The 17,798-nt window shown below is 72.2% G+C and carries 13 protein-coding genes and 1 pseudogene; 10 read left to right on the forward strand and 4 right to left on the reverse strand.

The window, feature by feature from the left end:
* The first annotated feature begins 275 nt into the window (after positions 1 to 275).
* The 3 genes from AB0399_RS02810 (at position 276) to AB0399_RS02820 (ending at position 4,466) form a co-directional block, all read left to right on the forward strand.
* Positions 276 to 1,496 (forward strand): glycoside hydrolase family 76 protein, encoded by a 1,221-nt coding sequence (locus AB0399_RS02810; RefSeq protein WP_366410028.1) that lies wholly within the window; start codon positions 276 to 278, stop codon positions 1,494 to 1,496.
* Between the two features lie 104 nt (positions 1,497 to 1,600).
* The gene (locus tag AB0399_RS02815) at positions 1,601 to 2,284 is read left to right on the forward strand and encodes a GNAT family protein (RefSeq protein WP_366410029.1); all 684 of its coding nucleotides are present in this window, start codon (positions 1,601 to 1,603) and stop codon (positions 2,282 to 2,284) included.
* Between the two features lie 370 nt (positions 2,285 to 2,654).
* A complete protein-coding gene (locus tag AB0399_RS02820; protein ID WP_366410030.1) occupies positions 2,655 to 4,466 on the forward strand; it encodes an alpha/beta fold hydrolase in 1,812 nt (603 codons plus the stop codon).
* A 142-nt stretch (positions 4,467 to 4,608) separates the two neighbouring features.
* Here AB0399_RS02820 and AB0399_RS02825 read toward each other — a convergent pair whose 3' ends face one another.
* Complete coding sequence (locus AB0399_RS02825) at positions 4,609 to 5,046, reverse strand: nuclear transport factor 2 family protein (protein WP_366410031.1); 438 nt, start codon at positions 5,044 to 5,046, stop codon at positions 4,609 to 4,611.
* A 151-nt stretch (positions 5,047 to 5,197) separates the two neighbouring features.
* Here AB0399_RS02825 and AB0399_RS02830 point away from each other — a divergent pair, with 151 nt between their 5' ends.
* Together AB0399_RS02830 and thrS are read left to right on the forward strand one after the other, a co-directional pair.
* Positions 5,198 to 5,761, forward strand: a complete 564-nt coding sequence (locus AB0399_RS02830) for a PadR family transcriptional regulator (protein WP_329371548.1) — start codon at positions 5,198 to 5,200, stop codon at positions 5,759 to 5,761.
* 205 nt (positions 5,762 to 5,966) lie between these two features.
* Positions 5,967 to 7,949, forward strand: a complete 1,983-nt coding sequence (gene thrS / locus AB0399_RS02835) for a threonine--tRNA ligase (protein ID WP_329371549.1) — start codon at positions 5,967 to 5,969, stop codon at positions 7,947 to 7,949.
* A 45-nt stretch (positions 7,950 to 7,994) separates the two neighbouring features.
* On the opposite strand, the gene AB0399_RS02840 is transcribed toward thrS, so the two are convergent.
* Positions 7,995 to 8,654, reverse strand: a complete 660-nt coding sequence (locus AB0399_RS02840) for a potassium channel family protein (protein WP_366410032.1) — start codon at positions 8,652 to 8,654, stop codon at positions 7,995 to 7,997.
* A gap of 66 nt (positions 8,655 to 8,720) precedes the next feature.
* Here AB0399_RS02840 and AB0399_RS02845 point away from each other — a divergent pair, with 66 nt between their 5' ends.
* Entirely contained in the window at positions 8,721 to 9,278 is a 558-nt protein-coding gene (locus AB0399_RS02845; protein ID WP_329371553.1) for an HIT domain-containing protein, read from the forward strand.
* 159 nt (positions 9,279 to 9,437) lie between these two features.
* On the opposite strand, the gene AB0399_RS02850 is transcribed toward AB0399_RS02845, so the two are convergent.
* Both AB0399_RS02850 and AB0399_RS02855 read right to left on the reverse strand, forming a co-directional pair.
* On the reverse strand, positions 9,438 to 11,087 hold the full coding sequence (locus AB0399_RS02850; protein WP_329371554.1) for a hypothetical protein: 1,650 nt from the start codon (positions 11,085 to 11,087) through the stop codon (positions 9,438 to 9,440).
* 114 nt (positions 11,088 to 11,201) lie between these two features.
* Positions 11,202 to 13,445, reverse strand: a complete 2,244-nt coding sequence (locus AB0399_RS02855; RefSeq protein ID WP_329371556.1) for an elongation factor G-like protein EF-G2 — start codon at positions 13,443 to 13,445, stop codon at positions 11,202 to 11,204.
* Between the two features lie 358 nt (positions 13,446 to 13,803).
* On the opposite strand from AB0399_RS02855, the gene pgsA reads away from it, so the two are divergent.
* The 4 genes and pseudogenes from pgsA (at position 13,804) to AB0399_RS02875 (ending at position 17,750) form a co-directional block, all read left to right on the forward strand.
* Positions 13,804 to 14,472: a phosphatidylinositol phosphate synthase gene (pgsA, locus tag AB0399_RS02860; RefSeq protein ID WP_328461574.1), complete on the forward strand. Its 669-nt coding sequence runs from the start codon at positions 13,804 to 13,806 to the stop codon at positions 14,470 to 14,472.
* Positions 14,469 to 15,365 (forward strand): annotated as a pseudogene (locus AB0399_RS02865) (phosphatidylinositol mannoside acyltransferase); the annotation flags it as partial. The gene pgsA and the pseudogene AB0399_RS02865, both read left to right, overlap by 4 nt.
* 392 nt (positions 15,366 to 15,757) lie before the next feature.
* A complete protein-coding gene (locus AB0399_RS02870; protein WP_366410033.1) occupies positions 15,758 to 16,879 on the forward strand; it encodes a glycosyltransferase family 4 protein in 1,122 nt (373 codons plus the stop codon).
* Positions 16,880 to 17,198: 319 nt separating this feature from the next.
* Entirely contained in the window at positions 17,199 to 17,750 is a 552-nt protein-coding gene (locus tag AB0399_RS02875) for a hypothetical protein (RefSeq protein WP_328461569.1), read from the forward strand.
* Positions 17,751 to 17,798: the final 48 nt, after the last annotated feature.

A 17,798-nucleotide genomic window follows, 5' to 3' on the forward strand; every position in this document is an offset into this window, starting at 1 on the left:
GAGGCGTACGGCGCTCAGGGCTCGGACCGGCTGCCGCCCGACCTGACGTGGCAGGCGGAGCAGGAGGAACGGATCGCCCCCGGCCCGGAAGCCGTCATGTCCGTCGAGGTCGGCAGGACCGTCGAGGTGAGGAGACGAGCAAACGTGGAAACGGGTAAGCGCCCCCGCCGCCGACCGTACGCGTCACCACCATTGACCCGAAGATCACGCGGGTCTACATTCGCTCGCGCCCGGACGAACATGTCGATGCCGCGTACGCGGAGGTGCTGACAACGATGTCGAGCGAAGACCAGCGTGAATCGGGGACGAGCCGGCGGGCGTTCGGCAAGGCCGCGGCGCTGGCGGGCGGTTCCCTCGTCCTCGGGCTCGCCGCGACACCGGCGTTCGCGAGCCCGGCGCGGCCGGACGCGGGCCGGAGCGGCTACGCGCGACGCGCGGTCGCGGCGTACGACGCGCTCCAGCGCTTCTACTACGCGCCCGACGCCAAGCTCTACGCGCCGAACCACCCCGCCCAGCCCGGCGACAACCCATACGCCTACGTCTATCCGTTCTCCGGGGTCATCACGGCCACCCTCGGCCTGCTCCGGCTCGACCGCCGCTACGCCTCGGCCGTACGGGACCGGGACGAGGCGCTGGCCGGCTACTACAACCCCTCGCCCGTGTCGGCCAACCCGCTGAGCCCGCCCGCCCCGGCCAGCCCGCCCGGCTACGCGTCCTATCTGCTGCCCCCGCTCGGCCAGGGCGGCGACCTCTTCTACGACGACAACGAGTGGCTCGGCCTCGCCGCGCTCCAGCAGTACCGGACCACCGGTGACCGGGCGGCCCTCCAACGCGCCCGGCTGATCTTCGCGTTGATCCGCTACGGCTGGGACGACGACCCCGGCCACCCCGATCCCGGCGGAACGTTCTGGACGCAGGCCACCTACAACCACGACCGCAACACCGTCTCCAACGCCCTCGGCGTGGAGATCGGCGCCCGGCTGTACCTGCTCACCGGGAACCGGGACACGCTCCGGCACTCCATCGAGATGTTCGACTGGGTCGAGGGCCACCTCAAGGCCCCCAACGGCCTGTACTGGGACCACGTCGACCTCCAGGGCACCGTGGACACCGCGCAACTGGCCTACAACCAGGGCAACATGCTCGGCGCCGCCGCGCTGCTGCACCTGGCCACCGGCGAGCGTGGCTACCTCGGACAGGCCCGGGACATCGCCGAACGGGCGCTGGAGACCTACGACTTCGCGAACAGCTTCGCCGCCGACGTCCCCGGCGCCGTGGTGCTGTTCAAGAACATGCTGCTGCTGCACTCGATCGACCCCGACGAGCGCTACCGCGGCGCGCAGCGCGCCTGTGCGGACGCCCTGTGGGGGACGGTCGACCCGTCCACCGGCCTGTTGCCGGCGCAGGCGGGGCTCGCCGTCAACACCCAGGCCGCGCTGGTGGAGATGCAGACACTGGCGGCGTGGAGCCCGCGCGACTACCACCTGCTCCTGTGAGCCCCGCGGCCGCGGGTAATTCGTACGACAGCGCGCCGCGGACCTGGCACGATGCGCGGTGCGCGCCGTACGGGCGGCGGTGGGACGAGGGGTGGGCGGTGGCCATGGGCTTCACGTTGGACGGGCCGGTGCTGGAGGGCGAGTTGGTGCGGCTGGAGCCGTTGGAGCACCGGCACGTACCGGAGCTGGCCGCGGCGGCCGAGGAGGACCGAGGGTCCTACGGCTTCACGTGGGTGCCCAGGGCCGAGGACGTCGGGCACTACGTCGACGAGCAACTCGGACGTGCCGCGTCCGGCCGGCTCGCGCCGTACGCCCAGGTGCTCAGGTCCTCCGGGCGGGCGGTCGGCGCCACTTCCTTCTGGGAGCCGCGCTTCGCGCTCACCCCCGACCGGCTCTCCGCGATAGAGGTCGGCTTCACCTGGCTGGCGAGTTCCGCGCAGGGCACCGGCGTCAACACCGAGGCGAAGTACCTGCTCTTCCGGCACGCCTTCGAGACCTGGCAGGTCGGCCGGGTCGACCTCAAGACCGATGCCCGCAACCTCCGTTCGCGCGCCGCCATCGAGTCCGTCGGCGCCACCTTCGAGGGTGTGCTCCGCAACTGGTCCCGGTCCTGGGCGCCCGGTGAGGACGGGCGGCTGCGCGACTCCGCGATCTTCTCCATCACCGCCGACGAGTGGCCCGAGCGCCGCGCGCACCTCGAACGCCGCCTCGCCGCCGCCACCGCCCGCGCTGATGCCGGAGTCCGGACCCGCAGCCGCTTGGCCGCGGCGCCGGAAGGGCGAGGCTGACCGGAGGGGCGAGGCTGACCGGAGGGGCGAGGCTGACCGGAGGGGCGAGGCTGAGGGCGCCGCAGCCCTCCTCGTGCGCGCACGCCAACACCCCTGGGCCCAAGGGACCTTGGCGGTGACCTCCTGCGTCTTGCGGTCGGGCCCGGTTGGCTGGATCTGCTCGTCACCGGTGCCGGCCGGGTTTGGCGCGGCGCCTTAACTCCATGCAGTGAACATCTTCATGACGCGACGGTCTCTCCACGTCTTCCGCTGACCATGGTGCTGGGCGGTGGCCGTCCGGCCGTGCCCGCCGGAGCGGCACGCTCCCGCGTCACTCCCGCGAGCGCCCGTTCCTCGGGGCTTCGCGTCCGTCATGGAAAAGGTGGATCGTATGACTGCTGCCGGCGGAGAACCGATCGCGTCGATCACCGACGCCACGCTCACCGACATCGCCACCAACGGTGTCTGGGACTCCGGACTCACCTTCACCCCCTCCGTCATCGACCTGGCCAATGCCCTGGTCGCCGCACTCCAGGGCAGCCCCGGGGGCGCGCTCCCACCGGAGCTGGCGGAGCTGGCGAACGCCGTCCGGCGGCGCGCCTCGATCGGCTTCCCGCGCATCGTCGCGTCGGACGGAGTCCGCCTGTCGGCCTTCTCCATCGAACTCAGCGACCCGACACCCCACCCCGTCGTGATCGTGCCCGCCGGCTGGAGCCCGTACGGCTGGCTGCCTTTCCTGTACGCCTACCTCACGCTGGCGCACCGCGGCTACCACGTGCTGGCGTACACCCCGCGAGGAATCGGCGACCCGGCGCTGCCGTCCACGTCCGAGGGCACCGTCGATGTCGCCGGTCCCAAGGACTGGGCCGACGGGTCGACGGTGATCGACTACGCGCAGGAGCACTTCAACCCGAGCAAGATCGGTCTTCTCGGCGAGTCCTACGGTTCCGGGATCAGCCAGCTCATCGCCGCGCACGACCCGGACGACCGGGTCTCCGTGGTCGTCGCGCTCAGTACCTGGGGCAATCTGGCCACCAGCCTGTACCACCACCACACCCGTCATCTCGCCGCCGCCCAGGCGCTGATCGACTTCACCGGGGGCCCGATGGAGGAGAAGTTCGACGAGGAGACCCGGCAGGTCCTCACCGACTTCCTGGGCGGCCACCACCTCGACGACGTGGTGGCCTGGGGCACGGAGCGCTCCCCGGAAGCGTATGTGCGCCTCACCAACGCGCGGGGCATCCCGACCTTCTTCTCGAACACCTGGCACGAGAGCCTCTTCCCGGCCGGCCAGGTGATCGAGACGTTCACGCAGCTCACCGTGCCGAAGCGGCTGAACATGTGGATCGGCGACCACGGCGCGCCCGAAGGTCCCGGCCTCGCCGGGCTGTTGACCGGTCTGCCGTTCCCCGGCCTGCGCGTCCCGATGCGGGAAGCCTACGACTGGCTGGACCACTACCTGCTCGACGCCGACAACGACGTGCCGACGTGGGCGGAGGTGGACAACCAGGTCATGTTCACCTACCGGACCATCCCGATCCCCGGCGGCACCCACCTGATCACCGTTCCGGCGCACCGTGAACAGCGTCCGGTGTGGGACGACGTCACCACCGGCAGCGAGATCTGGTACCTCACGGCCACGCGTGGCAACGGCGACGGCGCGCTGGCCGAGGAGCCGACCGACGGATGGGCCCGGGACTTCACCGCCGGCGAGCTGACCTCCGCCACCGCTATGGGCGCCATCCTGCAGACCGGGCAGCAGGAGTGGTTCGGCAACCCCAAGATCTACGACCCGGCGAAGTTCGAACGGCCGCAGCTGCTGGTCTGGGCGACCGAGCCGCTCGCCGGCCAGGACGGTGCGGCCCGGCGCATCCGGGGCACCGCGGCCGTGCGGTTCACCGTACGCAGCACCTCGGACGCCACCACCCTGGTGGCCTACCTGTTCGACGCCGCCCCGGACGGCACGGCCCGGATCATCACCCACGAGCCGTACACCGTCAGCGACCTGACCCCCAACCTGGACCGCTCGGTCAGCTGGCAGCTCCAGCCCGCCGTCTACGACCTGCCGGACCGCCACCGGCTCGTCCTGGTCGTCAACAGCCGCGACAAGCTGTACTCCTTCGCCGGTGAGGACGGCAGCACCACCACCACCATCAGCTCGCCGAAGGGAGAGGAAGCCAGCCTGGAACTCCCGCTCGGCTGAGCCATGTGACGCGCGCGACCGGGTCGGCACGGTGGGCGGGTGACGCGGTGACGCCTCACCCGCCCACCACCGTCCTTGGCGGTCCCAGGGACGAGGCCGACTCCTTTGCCTCGTAGGGCGGTTCCGTCGATGCGGCTGCGGGCTAGGGCTGCGCCGGGGCCAGGCCGTCCGCGACCAGGCCGGCCAGGACCGCTTCGCCGAGGGCGTGGACCGCGGACTGCGGGCGGACCATGACCGTGAACTCGCGGATGAGGCCGGCCGGATCGAGGTGGATCAGGTCGATGCCGTTGATCTCGCGTCCGTTGACGGTGGCGCGGAAGAGCAGTACCGCGGCGGGGGTCTCGGCGCCGTCGGCGAGGGTCTGGGCGGCGCCGTCGAGCCGGCCGACGTAGCGGAAGTCCTCGAAGGTGCGCAGCAGGACGTTGAACAGGCCGAGCACCAGGGGCCGGCCCTCGAAGGGGCGGAACTTCACCGGGCTGTAGACGCGGATGTCCTCCGTGAACAGCCCCTCCATCGCGCCGAGGTCACGCTCCTCGACGGCGGTGCGGAAACGGTCCACGGCGGTTTCGGTCGCGGTCATGACGGCAGCGCTCCCCTCCGGATACTCAACGATTTGAGTACTCAGTTTCTTGAGTATGATGATGCACGGATGCGGGCCCGGGGACAACCCTCCGACCGGCCAGGGACGACCCTGGCGACCCCGCTCCGCGACCGGGGAGGAGGCCGACCGGATGGCGCTGCGCCACGCCGTGCTCGCGGCGCTGCTCGACGAGGAGCTGAGCGGATACCAGCTCGCGAAGGCGTTCGACCTGGGCGTGGCCAACTTCTGGCAGGCCGCCCCGCAGCAGCTCTACGCGGAACTGCCCAAGCTGGAGCGGGCCGGCCTGGTCACCGGCCGCAAGGTGGTGCAGGAGGGCCGCCCCGACAAGCGCGTCTACGAGGTCACCGACCTCGGTCTCGCCGAGCTGGAACGCTTCGCCGCCACCACCGGCAAGCCGTCCCTGATCCGCGACGACCTCATGGTCAAGGTGCAGGCCGCCGACCACGTCGACACCGATGTGCTCACCGCCCGCCTCGCCGAGCGGATCGCCTTCGCGCAGGCCCGGATCGAGCTGTTCGACGGGCTGCTGCGGCGGATGCGCGGCGACGCCACCGAGGAGGAGTACCTGCGGCACGGCGCCCGGATCGGCCCCTACCTCACCTGCCTGCGCGGTCTCGCCTTCGAGCGCGGCAACCGCGAGTGGTACGAGCGCACCGCCGAGGTCCTGCGCGCGCGGCAGGCGGCCCGCGGGTAGCGGCCCGCGCACGGCGCACGGCTCCCGGCTCCACGCGCGGTTCCCGACCCCGCGCACGCTTCCCGGCCCCCCGCACAGCTCCCACACCCCGCGGCTTCGCGATCGCCCGCCCCGGCTCGGTACGATTCAGCGCAGCGGCGGAAGACGACCCGCCCGCGCTCGTGAGCCTCAAGTCGCTCGTAAGCCTCAAGTCAGGAGCAGACCGGTGTCAGACCTCCGTGTGATCATCAAACGCGATTCCGCCGAACCGGAAGCGCGGGTGGTCACGACGGGCACGACCGCGGCGGATCTGTTCGAGGGCGAGCGGGCCGTGGTCGCCGCCCGCGTCGGCGGCGCGCTCAAGGACCTCGCCTACCCGGTCGCCGACGGCGACGAGGTCGAGGCCGTGGAGATCACCAGCCCCGACGGGCTGAACATCCTGCGGCACTCCACCGCCCACGTGATGGCCCAGGCGGTGCAGGACCTCTTCCCGCTGGCCAAGCTCGGCATCGGCCCGCCGATCAAGGACGGCTTCTACTACGACTTCGACGTCCCGCAGCCCTTCACCCCCGATGACCTCAAGGCCATCGAGAAGCGGATGCAGGAGATCCAGAAGCGCGGCCAGCGCTTCTCCCGTCGCGCGATCACCGACGACGCCGCCCGCGAGGAGCTGGCCGACGAGCCGTACAAGCTGGAGCTGATCGGCCTCAAGGGCTCCGCGGCGAACTCCGAGGACGGCGCGGACGTCGAGGTGGGCGGCGGCGAGCTGACCATCTACGACAACCTCGACGCGAAGACCGGCGAGCTGTGCTGGAAGGACCTGTGCCGCGGCCCGCACCTGCCCACCACCCGCGCCATCCCGGCCTTCAAACTGATGCGCAACGCCGCCGCGTACTGGCGCGGCAGCGAGAAGAACCCGCAGCTCCAGCGGATCTACGGCACCGCGTGGCCCACCAAGGACGAGCTCAAGGCCCACCTGGACTTCCTCGCCGAGGCCGAGAAGCGCGACCACCGCAAGCTCGGCGCCGAACTCGACCTCTTCTCCTTCCCCGACGAGCTGGGCTCGGGCCTCGCCGTCTTCCACCCCAAGGGCGGGGTGATCCGCAAGGAGATGGAGGAGTACTCCCGCAGGCGCCACGAGGAGGCGGGGTACGAGTTCGTCAACACCCCGCACATCACCAAGGCGAAGCTCTACGAGACCTCCGGCCACCTGCCGCACTACGCCGAGGGCATGTTCCCCCCCATGGAGTTCGAGGGGCAGGACTACTACCTCAAGGCCATGAACTGCCCGATGCACAACCTGATCTTCGACGCCCGCGGCCGCTCCTACCGCGAACTCCCCTTGAGGTTGTTCGAGTTCGGCACGGTGTACCGGTACGAGAAGTCGGGCGTCGTGCACGGCCTGACCCGGGCCCGCGGCTTCACCCAGGACGACTCGCACATCTACTGCACGAAGGAGCAGGTGCCCGACGAGCTGGACTCCCTGCTCACCTTCGTGCTGAACCTGCTGCGGGACTACGGCCTCAGCGACTTCTACCTGGAGCTGTCCACCCGTGGCGAGGGCGACAAGTTCATCGGCGAGGACCACGAATGGGCCGAGGCCACCGAGCAGTTGCGGCAGGCCGCCGAGAAGCAGGGCCTGGAACTGGTGATGGACCCGGGCGGCGCCGCCTTCTACGGCCCGAAGATCTCGGTCCAGGCGCGTGACGCGATCGGCCGGACCTGGCAGATGTCCACGATCCAGGTCGACTTCCAGCAGCCGGCCCGCTTCAAGCTGGAGTACACCGCGGCCGACGGCACCCGGCAGCAGCCGGTGATGATCCACCGGGCGCTCTTCGGCTCCATCGAGCGCTTCTTCGCGGTGCTGCTGGAGCACTACGCGGGCGCCTTCCCGGCCTGGCTCGCCCCCGTGCAGGCGGTCGGCATCCCGGTCGGCGACGCCCACGTGCCCTACCTCCAGGAGTTCGCGGAGGAGGCCAAGCGCAAGGGCCTGCGGGTCGAGGTCGACTCCTCCTCGGACCGGATGCAGAAGAAGATCAGGACCTGGCAGCGGCAGAAGCCGCCGTTCATGATCATCGTCGGCGACGACGACATGTCGCACGGCACGGTGTCCTTCCGCTACCGCGACGGCTCGCAGGAGAACAACATCCCGCGCGACGAGGCGCTGGCGAAGCTCGTGGACGTGGTGGAGCGCCGCGTGCAGGTCTGAGCCGCGGGTCCCCGCGCACGCGAGAAGCCCCCGTTCCGCCGTACCTCAGCGGAGCGGGGGCTTCTCGCCCTCGCGGGCGAAGACCTGGAAGAGCCACGACGAGAACGCGCCGGTCACCGCGCCCAGCAGCGCCATGCCGCACACCATCAGCCCGACCGCGATGGTGCGGCCGGCCGGCGTGACCGGGGTGGTGTCGCCGTAGCCGACCGTGGTGATCGTGGAGCACATCCACCACACCGAGTCGCCGAAGGTGCGGATCGTCGCGCCCGGCGCGTCCCGCTCCACCTGGTAGACCGCCAGCGCGGCCGCGAAACCGAGCAGCACCGCGGAGAGCCCGGCGTACGCGATCACCCGCCCGTACAGGCTCAGCCGCGGCTCGTCCCGGCGCCGCTGGACCGCCTGGTACATGCTGACGAAGCGCAGCGGGCGCAGCAGCGGCAGCACCAGCACGACCGTGTCGAGCGGGTGGTGGCGCACGTGCGCGAGGAGCGAGCGCCGCGGGCCCAGCCGCCACCGCACCAGGTAGTCGACGAGGAACACCGCCCAGGCGCCGTACACCACCGCCAGGCACGCGTCGTGCCCGGCGGCGGGCATCCCGCGGGCCAGCACGTGCACGGCGTACGCGGTCAGGAAGAGCAGCGACACGGCGAACAGGGGCCGTTCGCTGCGGGTCTTCCACCGGGCGAGGCGGGGGTCGTCGGCCATCCGGCCAGGATCGCGGGCCCCGGTCGGCGACGGCCCCGGCGACACGCGGGACGGGGGGTTGGCCATATGCTGATCGGCATGACGAGTGAGCCGGAGCAGCGGGGTGGGGCGGGGGGTCCGGACGCGTTCCAGCGGCTGTGGACCCCGCACCGGATGGCGTACATCCAGGGCGAGAACAAGCCGACCGGGCCCGGTGCGGGTGACGGGTGTCCCTTCTGCGCGATCCCGTCGAAGTCCGACGAGGACGGGCTGGTCATCGCGCGCGGCGAGCGGGCGTACGCCGTGCTCAACCTGTACCCGTACAACAGCGGGCACCTCATGCTCGTGCCCTACCGGCACGTCGCGGACTACACGGACCTCGACGACGGCGAGACGGCGGAGGTCGCGCTGCTCACGAAGCAGGCGATGACCGCGCTGCGGGCCGCGTCCGGGGCGCAGGGGTTCAACATCGGGATGAACCAGGGGGATGTGGCCGGGGCCGGGATCGCGGCGCACCTGCACCAGCACGTGGTGCCCCGCTGGGGCGGGGACGTCAACTTCATGCCGGTGGTCGGCAATACGAAGGTGCTGCCGCAGCTTCTGGCCGACACCCGCAAGCTGCTCGCGGACGCCTGGCCGAGCTGACCCTCCGGGGTGGGGGGTTCCGTCGGTCGGGGGACCGCCTGCCGGCGGTGGGTTGCGCGCGCGGCTCTCCCCCCAGAGCTTCGCCTGGGGGCCGCACGCGCCCCTGAGTACGTGCGGCTCCCTCCGCGAAGGGAGCCGCACACGACCCGGGGCACCGCCCTACGCGTCGTAGGCGTCGGCCTTCTTGGGCTCGACGCCCTGGACCATGCCGCCGAGCGCCATGGAGCGGCTGGTGAACTGGGTGATGTCGACGCCGTTCTCGTCCATCACCTGGATCGCGGCCGCGTGCACCGCGCGGAGGACGGGGGTGGCGGCGCGGAGCGCGTCGTCGGCCATGAAGCGGTGCTGCCAGGGCTTGTCGGCCCAGGTGTGGCGCAGGCCGAAGGGCTCGGGGAGCTTGAGGGAGCCGCCGAGGTGGTCGAGGATCGACGGGAACCGGGTCAGCGGCGCGCGGGCGGTGAGGCGGACCACCTCGGACGGATTGACGACCGGCAGCGAGACGGTCCTGGTCTCCCAGAACTTCACGGACTTGCTGACCGTCTTCGTCGGCGCGGACGGCTTGGAGGTGAACAGGCCCTTGATCGGTCCGAGCGCGTATCCGGTGACCTCGACGCGCAGGGTCTGCGCGAGGACGGTCACGGTGACCATGAGGGTGATCACGAGGTTGCCGTCCCACAGCACGAACTGGATGCCCAGGTAGTGCCGGTTGCCCTTGCCGAACTGCTGGGTGTTGCAGATCCGCTGGATCTCGAAGTCCTTGACGGTGTACGCCTCGACCTCGGTCCCGGTGGGGCGGGAGATGCTGCCGGCGCTCTCGCTGATGGGGGCCACCACCCAGTGCCGTATCGACGGCTTGGGGAAGCCGCCGGTGTGCAGGGGGCCGCGCTCCAGCATCCGCAGCCGGTCGTGGATCGCCCGGATCACATCCCAGCTGCGGAACGGGTTGATCTCCTTCATGTCCTCGCGCGGCACCAGCTCCTCGGCCATCTGCCAGCTGCCCCAGCGGCTGCCCATGCCGAGTATCCCGCGCGGGCCCGCGTAGAAGACGACGTTGCTGCTCTGCTCGGCGGCGAGCTTCGCCAGGCTCTGCCGGAGGCTTTCGGCGCGTAGCTGGTTGGGGTTGCGCGGCACCGCCTCGGGGATCTTCGCGCCGACCCCGGAGCCGCCGGCCAGTTCGCCCCACCGGTCGCGCAGGTCCTTGGCGGTGCGCTCGCAGATCCGGCGGGCGAGGAACCAGCCGATCACCGGCACGATCATCACCACGCGGAAGTACAGCGCCCAGAACCCGCTGAACGGCGGCCGGATCGCCAGCAGGACCGCCAGCACGGCCGCGACCGCGAGCACCGCCCCGCCCAGCACGCCCGCCTTGTTGCCCTTCTCCCTCAGGCCGGTCAGCGAGCGGCGCAGCTGGAACGCGCCGAGCCACAGCAAGGTGCCCGGCAGGAACAGCAGCCCGCACACCCCCATCACGACGCTCAGCCGGTTGTCGCGCTCCTGCCTGATCCGGGTGGCCGCCAGGCAGTGCTCGACGACGGTCTGCGGCTCGATGCCGAAGGACTGCACGAGTTCGCCGCGGGCCGCGCCCAGCATCCGGACCTGCACCGCCCGCGCGAACGCCTCACCGAGGTTGGGCTCGAACAGCGACAGCCGGGGCGGCGTCACCTTGGCACCGTCACTGATGCCGATCAGGTCCTCCATCGTGGAGTCCCGGTACGCCGCCGAGGCGAGCGCCTGTGTCGCGGCCGTCTCGCCGTCGGTACCCAGGAGCGGGACCTGCGCTCCCGGGCTGAAGTCGAACCCGTCTGTCACCGCAGCCCCCACTCGCCATCCGACCGCACCCTGAAAGGCAGGCTCCGACCAGCCCATTCCCCGCACAGGGCCGCATCACACGTTCGGAGCACTTTCCACATTACCGGCGCGGCGTCACCTGGCGCGCGCCGTCTGCTGTTCCGCCTCTTCCAAGTAATGCATTTTCGCGGCGAGTTGCGCCGGCATCGGCTCGTGACGGGCGTAGTGGCGGCTGAACCGGCCGGTGCCGTGCGACAGGGAGCGCAGGTCGATGGCGTACCGGCCGATCTCGATCTCGGGCACCTCGGCCCGCACCATCGAGCGGCCCTCGCCCGCCGGTTCGGAGCCCAGGACGCGGCCGCGCCGGCTGGACAGGTCGCTCATCACCGGGCCGACGTAGGCGTCCGGCACCAACACCCCGACCTCGTCCACGGGTTCGAGCAGGTGGATCGGGCACTCGGCGGCGGCCTCCCGCAGCGCCAGCGCGCCCGCGGTCTGGAAGGCGGCGTCGGAGGAGTCCACCGAGTGCGCCTTGCCGTCGGAGAGCGTGACCCGGATGTCGACCACCGGGAAGCCGAGCGCGACCCCGCGGGCGGCCTGGGCGCGGATGCCCTTCTCCACCGACGGGATGAACTGGCGCGGCACCGCCCCGCCGATCACCTTGTCGACGAACTCGATGCCCGAGCCCACCGGCAGCGGCTCCACCTCGATCTCGCAGATCGCGAACTGCCCGTGCCCGCCGGACTGTTTGACGTGCCGGCCGCGGGCGGTCGCGGGCTGCCCGAACGTCTCGCGCAGCGGCACCTTGTGCGCGACCGCGTCGACCTGCACCCCGTAGCGGCTGCGCAGCCGCTCCAGTGCCACGTCGGCGTGCGCCTCGCCCATGCACCACAGCACCACCTGGTGGGTGTCGGGGTTCTGCTCCAGCCGCATGGTGGGGTCCTCGGCGACCAGCCGGGCCAGTCCCTGGGAGAGCTTGTCCTCGTCGGCGTTGCTGTGCGCCTCGATCGCGATCGGCAGCAGCGGGTCGGGCATCCGCCACGGCGCCATCAGCAGCGGGTGGTCCTGGTCGGAGAGGGTGTCACCGGTCTCGGCGCGGGTCAGTTTCGCCACGCACACCAGGTCGCCGGCGGACGCGGACGGCACCGGGCGCTGCTGCTTGCCGAACGGCGACGACAGCGCGCCGACCCGCTCGTCCACGTCGTGGTCCTCGTGCCCGCGGTCCTCCATGCCGTGCCCGGACACGTGCACCGTCTCGTCGGGCCGCAGCGTGCCGGAGAAGACCCGTACCAGGCTGAGCCGGCCGACGTAGGGGTCGGAGGTGGTCTTGACCACCTCGGCGGCCAGCGGGCCGTCCGGGTCGCAGGTCAGCGGCGGGCGGGGGCGGCCGTCGGGGTCGGTGACCGGCGGGGCGGCGCGCTCCAGCGGGGTGGGGAAGCCGCCGGTGACCAGTTCGAGGAGTTCCACGGTGCCCAGGCCCTGGCGGGAGCCCTCGGCGGCGGGGGCGGCGGCCAGCACCGGGTGGAAGGTGCCGCGGGCCACGGCCCGCTCCAGGTCGGTGACGAGGGTCCCGACGTCGATCGACTCGCCGCCGAGGTAGCGGTCCATCAGCGTCTCGTCCTCGCTCTCGGCGATGATCCCCTCGATCAGCCGGTTGCGGGCCTCGGCGAGCCGCGGGGCCAGCTCGGCGTCGGGGTCGGCCTCCACCCGCTCACCGGTGGAGTAGTCGTAGACCCGGCCGGTGAGCAGCCCGACCAGGCCGGTGACCGGGGCGTGGCCGTCGGGTCCCGCCGGGCCGTGCACCGGCAGGTACAGCGGCAGCACCGCGTCCGGGTCGTCGCCGCCGAGCTCGCTCGCGCACTGCGCGGCGGTCTCCTCGAAGCCGGCCCGCGCGGACTCCAGGTGCGTGACCACCACGGCCCGCGGCATGCCGACCGCGGCGCACTCGTCCCACACCATCCGGGTCGCGCCGCCGATGCCCTCGCCGTCCTGCGCGGCCGAGACGACGAAGAGGGCCGCGTCCGCTGCTCGCAGACCGGCCCTCAACTCCCCGACGAAATCGGCGTATCCGGGGGTGTCCAGCACGTTGACCCGGACTCCGCCCCATTCCACCGGCACCAGGGACAACTGCACCGAGCGCTGCTGGCGCTGCTCGATCTCGTCGTGGTCCGACAGCGAACCGCCGTCCTCCACCCGTCCGGCCCGGCCCACCGCCCCGGTGGCCTGCGCCAGCGCCTCCACCAGCGTGGTCTTGCCCGCGCCGCTGTGGCCGACCAGCACCACGTTGCGCACCGCCTCGGGGCGACTCCCGGCGGGAGCCGCCGCGGATACGCCTCCGGCGGCCCCTGGAACCGCGTCCTTCCTACCGCCACCACTCATGCTTCCCGCCTCCCGGGGGTCACTCCGCGGGTGCGTACAGGTTCCCTTCGACGGTACGCCCAAATCGGGCGCCGGGACCCTTGAGGGGTGCCGCGGGTACTCCCGGGCAAGCACGGACGGAGCCGCGCACCACCAGGAGCGCGTGGGGGCACCCCCAGGCGAAGCTCCGGGGGAGAACCGCGCGAGAACCACCCACCGGCAGGTGGTCCCCGAGCCGGCGGAACACACCACCCTGGAGGGTCAGGGGCACCCACATCCGGGTCTGACTACGATGGGGCATCCGGCGGCCGCACCGGCCGCCGTGTTCGGCCGCTTCGTACATCCCTGCTCCGAACTCCACCGACCTGTCGGGAAGGCCATGCTGAACAAGTACGCGCGTGCGTTTTTCACGCGTGTTCTCACGCCGTTCGCCGGATTCCTCCTGCGCAAGGGGGTGTCACCGGACACGGTGACCCTGATCGGCACCGCGGGTGTCGTCGCCGGCGCACTGGCCTTCTACCCCCGGGGCGAGTTCTTCTGGGGCACCGTCGTCATCACCTTGTTCGTCTTCTCGGACCTGGTCGACGGCAACATGGCCCGGCAGGCCGGCCGCTCCAGCCGCTGGGGCGCGTTCCTGGACTCCACCCTCGACCGCGTCGCCGACGGCGCCGTCTTCGGCGGCCTCGCGCTCTGGTACGCCGGCGGCGGTGACAACCTCGTGCTGTGCGCGGTCACCATCTTCTGCCTCGCCAGCGGGCAGGTGGTCTCGTACACCAAGGCGCGCGGCGAGGCGATCGGCCTCAAGGTTGCGGTCAACGGCCTGGTCGAGCGCTCCGAGCGGCTGGTCATCACGCTGGTGCTGTGCGGCCTCGCCGGCTTCCACCGCACCTTCGGCGTCCCCGGCATCCAGTGGCTGCTGCCGATCGCCCTGTGGGTGGTCGCCGTCGGCAGCCTCATCACGCTGATCCAGCGGGTCGTCACGGTGCGCCGGGAAGCCGCCGAGGCCGAGGCCGCCGAGCAGGCGGTCGGCCAGGGGAGCGGCGTGTGAAGGAACGCCTCACCGACGGCCTGTACGGGCTCGGTTGGAGCGCGGTGAAGACGCTGCCGGAACCGGCGGCCAGGGCGCTCGGCCGGACCATCGCCGACGCCGCCTGGCGGCAGCGCGGCAAGGGCGTCCAGCGGCTGGAGGCGAACCTTTCGCGCGTGGTGCCCGGCGCGGGGCCCGACCGGTTGCGCGAGCTGTCCCGGCAGGGCATGCGCTCCTACCTGCGGTACTGGATGGAGTCCTTCCGGCTGCCGGCCTGGAGCAAGGACCGCATCCGCGGCGGCTTCGCCCCGCAGGACGTGCACTGGCTCACCGACGGGCTCGCCGCGGGCCGCGGGGTCATCCTCGCGCTGCCGCACATGGGCAACTACGACCTGGCCGGGGCGTGGGTCACCACCAAGCTGGAGACGCCGTTCGCGACCGTCGCCGAGCGGCTGAAGCCGGAGACCCTCTACGACCGGTTCGTCGCCTACCGCGAGAGCCTCGGCATGGAGGTCCTGCCGCACACCGGCGGCGCCGCCTTCGGCACCCTCGCGCGGCGGCTGCGCGCGGGCGGCCTGGTCTGCCTGGTCGCGGACCGCGACCTGTCCAGGAGCGGCGTCGAGGTCGACTTCTTCGGCGAGAAGACCCGGATGCCGGCGGGTCCGGCGATGCTCGCCCAGCAGACCGGCGCGCTGCTGCTGCCGGTCACCCTCTGGTACGACGACTCGCCCGTCATGCAGGGCATGGTGCACCCCCCGGTCGAGGTCCCGGCCGAGGGCGACCGCGCGAGCCGCACGGCGGTGATGACGCAGGTGCTGGCGAACGTGTACGAGGCCGGGATCGCCGAGCACCCGCAGGACTGGCACATGCTGCAACGGCTCTGGCTGAGCGACCTGCCGCAGCGGGCGCCGGCCGACGCGGGGCAACCCGCGGGGCCGGGGGAGGCGTCCCCCTCGGCGGAGGCGCCGGAATCCGCCGGCGCGCCGGCGCGGGCCGACCTACCCGCGTCGAGTGACGAGCCGGCGGCGACGGACGTAGCCGCGTCGGGTGACGCACCTGCTTCGAGTGGCGAGTCCGCTTCGACCGACGCACCTGCTTCGGGTGGCGAGTCCGTTGCGGCGGACGTAGCCGCTTCGACCGACCTACCCGCGTCGGTTGGCGAGCCCGCTTCGACCGACGCATCCGCTTCGACCGACGCACCCGCGTCGAGTGACGTCTCCGCGCCGGACGACGGGGCGCGGTCCGCCGCATCCACCGCGCCCACCGAATCCACCGCGCCCACCGAGCGCCCCGGGACGGAGAGAACTTGAGGATCGGGATCGTCTGCCCGTACTCCTGGGACGTCCCCGGCGGCGTCCAGTACCACATCCGCGATCTGGCCGAGCATCTGATCGCCCTCGGCCACCACGTGTCCGTGCTGGCCCCGGCCGACGACGAGACGCCGCTGCCGCCGTACGCGGTCTCCGCCGGCCGCGCGGTGCCCGTGCCGTACAACGGCTCCGTGGCACGGCTGAACTTCGGCTTCCTGTCGGCCGCGCGGGTGCGCCGCTGGCTGCACGACGGCGGGTTCGACGTCATCCACATCCACGAACCGACCTCCCCGTCGCTCGGGTTGCTCGCCTGCTGGGCGGCCCGCGGCCCGATCGTGGCGACCTTCCACACCTCCAACCCCCGCTCGCGCGCCATGATCGCGGCCTACCCGATCCTCCAGCCCGCGCTGGAGAAGATCAGCGCGCGGATCGCGGTCAGCGAGTACGCCCGGCGCACCCTGGTCGAACACCTCGGCGGCGACGCGGTCGTCATCCCCAACGGCGTGGACGTCGGGTTCTTCGCGCGCGCGCAGCCGCGGCCCGAGTGGCAGGGCGACACGATCGGGTTCATCGGGCGCATCGACGAGCCCCGCAAGGGGCTGCCGGTCCTGATGCGGGCGCTGCCCGGCATCCTCCGGGAGCGGCCCGGTGCCCGGCTGCTCGTCGCCGGGCGCGGCGACCAGCGGGAGGCACTGGAACCGCTCCCGGCCGAACTCCACGACCGGGTCGAGTTCCTGGGGATGGTCAGCGACGAGGACAAGGCGCGGCTGCTGCGCAGCGTCGACCTCTACGTCGCGCCCAACCTCGGCGGGGAGAGTTTCGGGATCATCCTGGTGGAGGCGATGTCCGCGGGGGCGGTCGTGCTCGCCGCCGACCTCGACGCGTTCGCGCAGGTGCTGGCGCAGGGCAGCGCGGGGGAGTTGTTCCCCAACGGGGACGCCGACGCGCTCGCGGCGGCCGCCGTGCGGATGCTCGGGGACGCGGAGGGCCGCGAGCGGCTCCGTACCCGCGCGTCCGCGCATGTACGGCGCTTCGACTGGGCCGTGGTCGCCGCGGAGATCTTGTCGGTCTACGAGACGGTCACCGTGGGTGCGGAAGCGGTTCGGCCGGCGCCCTGACCCTCCGGGGTGGTGCGTTCTGCCGGTTCAGGGACCACCTGTCGGTGGTGGGCCGGTCGCGCGGTTCTCCCCCCAGATCCTCGCCTGGGTGGAGGTGCCCCCGGCGGAGCCAAGGGGAGGGCCCCCTCACGCTCCCCTTGATGTGCCCGGGCCCTCGGGGCAAGCACGCGGCGAGCCGCACGTACGCATCAGGGGCGCGGGGAACTGCGCTTCCCCAGAGCTTCCCCAGAGCTTCGCCTGGGAGATAGCCCGGCCACCCACCGGGCGCGAGGTCCCGGAACCGACGGAACCGACCACCCCGGGGGAATAGGGTGCCGCGGTGACCACCCTGATTTGCGTCGTAGCCGCACTGATCGTGCTCGGGCTGTACCTGAGCTGGACCGCGGGCCGCCTGGACCGCCTCCACGCGCGGATCGACGCGGCGCGCGCCGCGCTGGACGCGCAACTGCTGCGCCGCGCCTCGGTCGCGCAGGAGCTGGCGACCTCGGGCGTACTGGACCCGGCCGCGTCCATCGTGCTGTACGAGGCCGCGCACGCGGCCCGGCAGGCCGAGCCGGACCAACGCGAGGTGGCCGAGAGCGAGTTGAGCCAGGCGCTGCGCGTGGTGTTCGCCGAGCCCGACGCGGTCGCGGAGATCGGGGCGGCGCCCGGCGGGACGGAGGCGGTCGGCGAGCTGACCCGGGCGGTGCGCCGGGTGCCGATGGCCCGGCGGTTCCACAACGACGCGGTGCGCGCCGCGCGGGCGGTCCGCCGGCACCGGGTGGTGCGCTGGCTGCGACTGGCCGGCCACGCCCCGTTCCCGCTCGCCTTCGAGATGGACGACGAGCCGCCGGCGGTGCTGACCGCCGAGGGGGGCGCCACCACCTCGTAGGCGTGTCGGGGGAGCCACCTGCGCCGAATTGGCCCTTTCCGGTGGTCC

Origin of the sequence: Streptomyces sp. NPDC088194 (genome assembly GCF_040702025.1) — a bacterium.
Classification (GTDB): Bacteria; Actinomycetota; Actinomycetes; order Streptomycetales; family Streptomycetaceae; genus Actinacidiphila.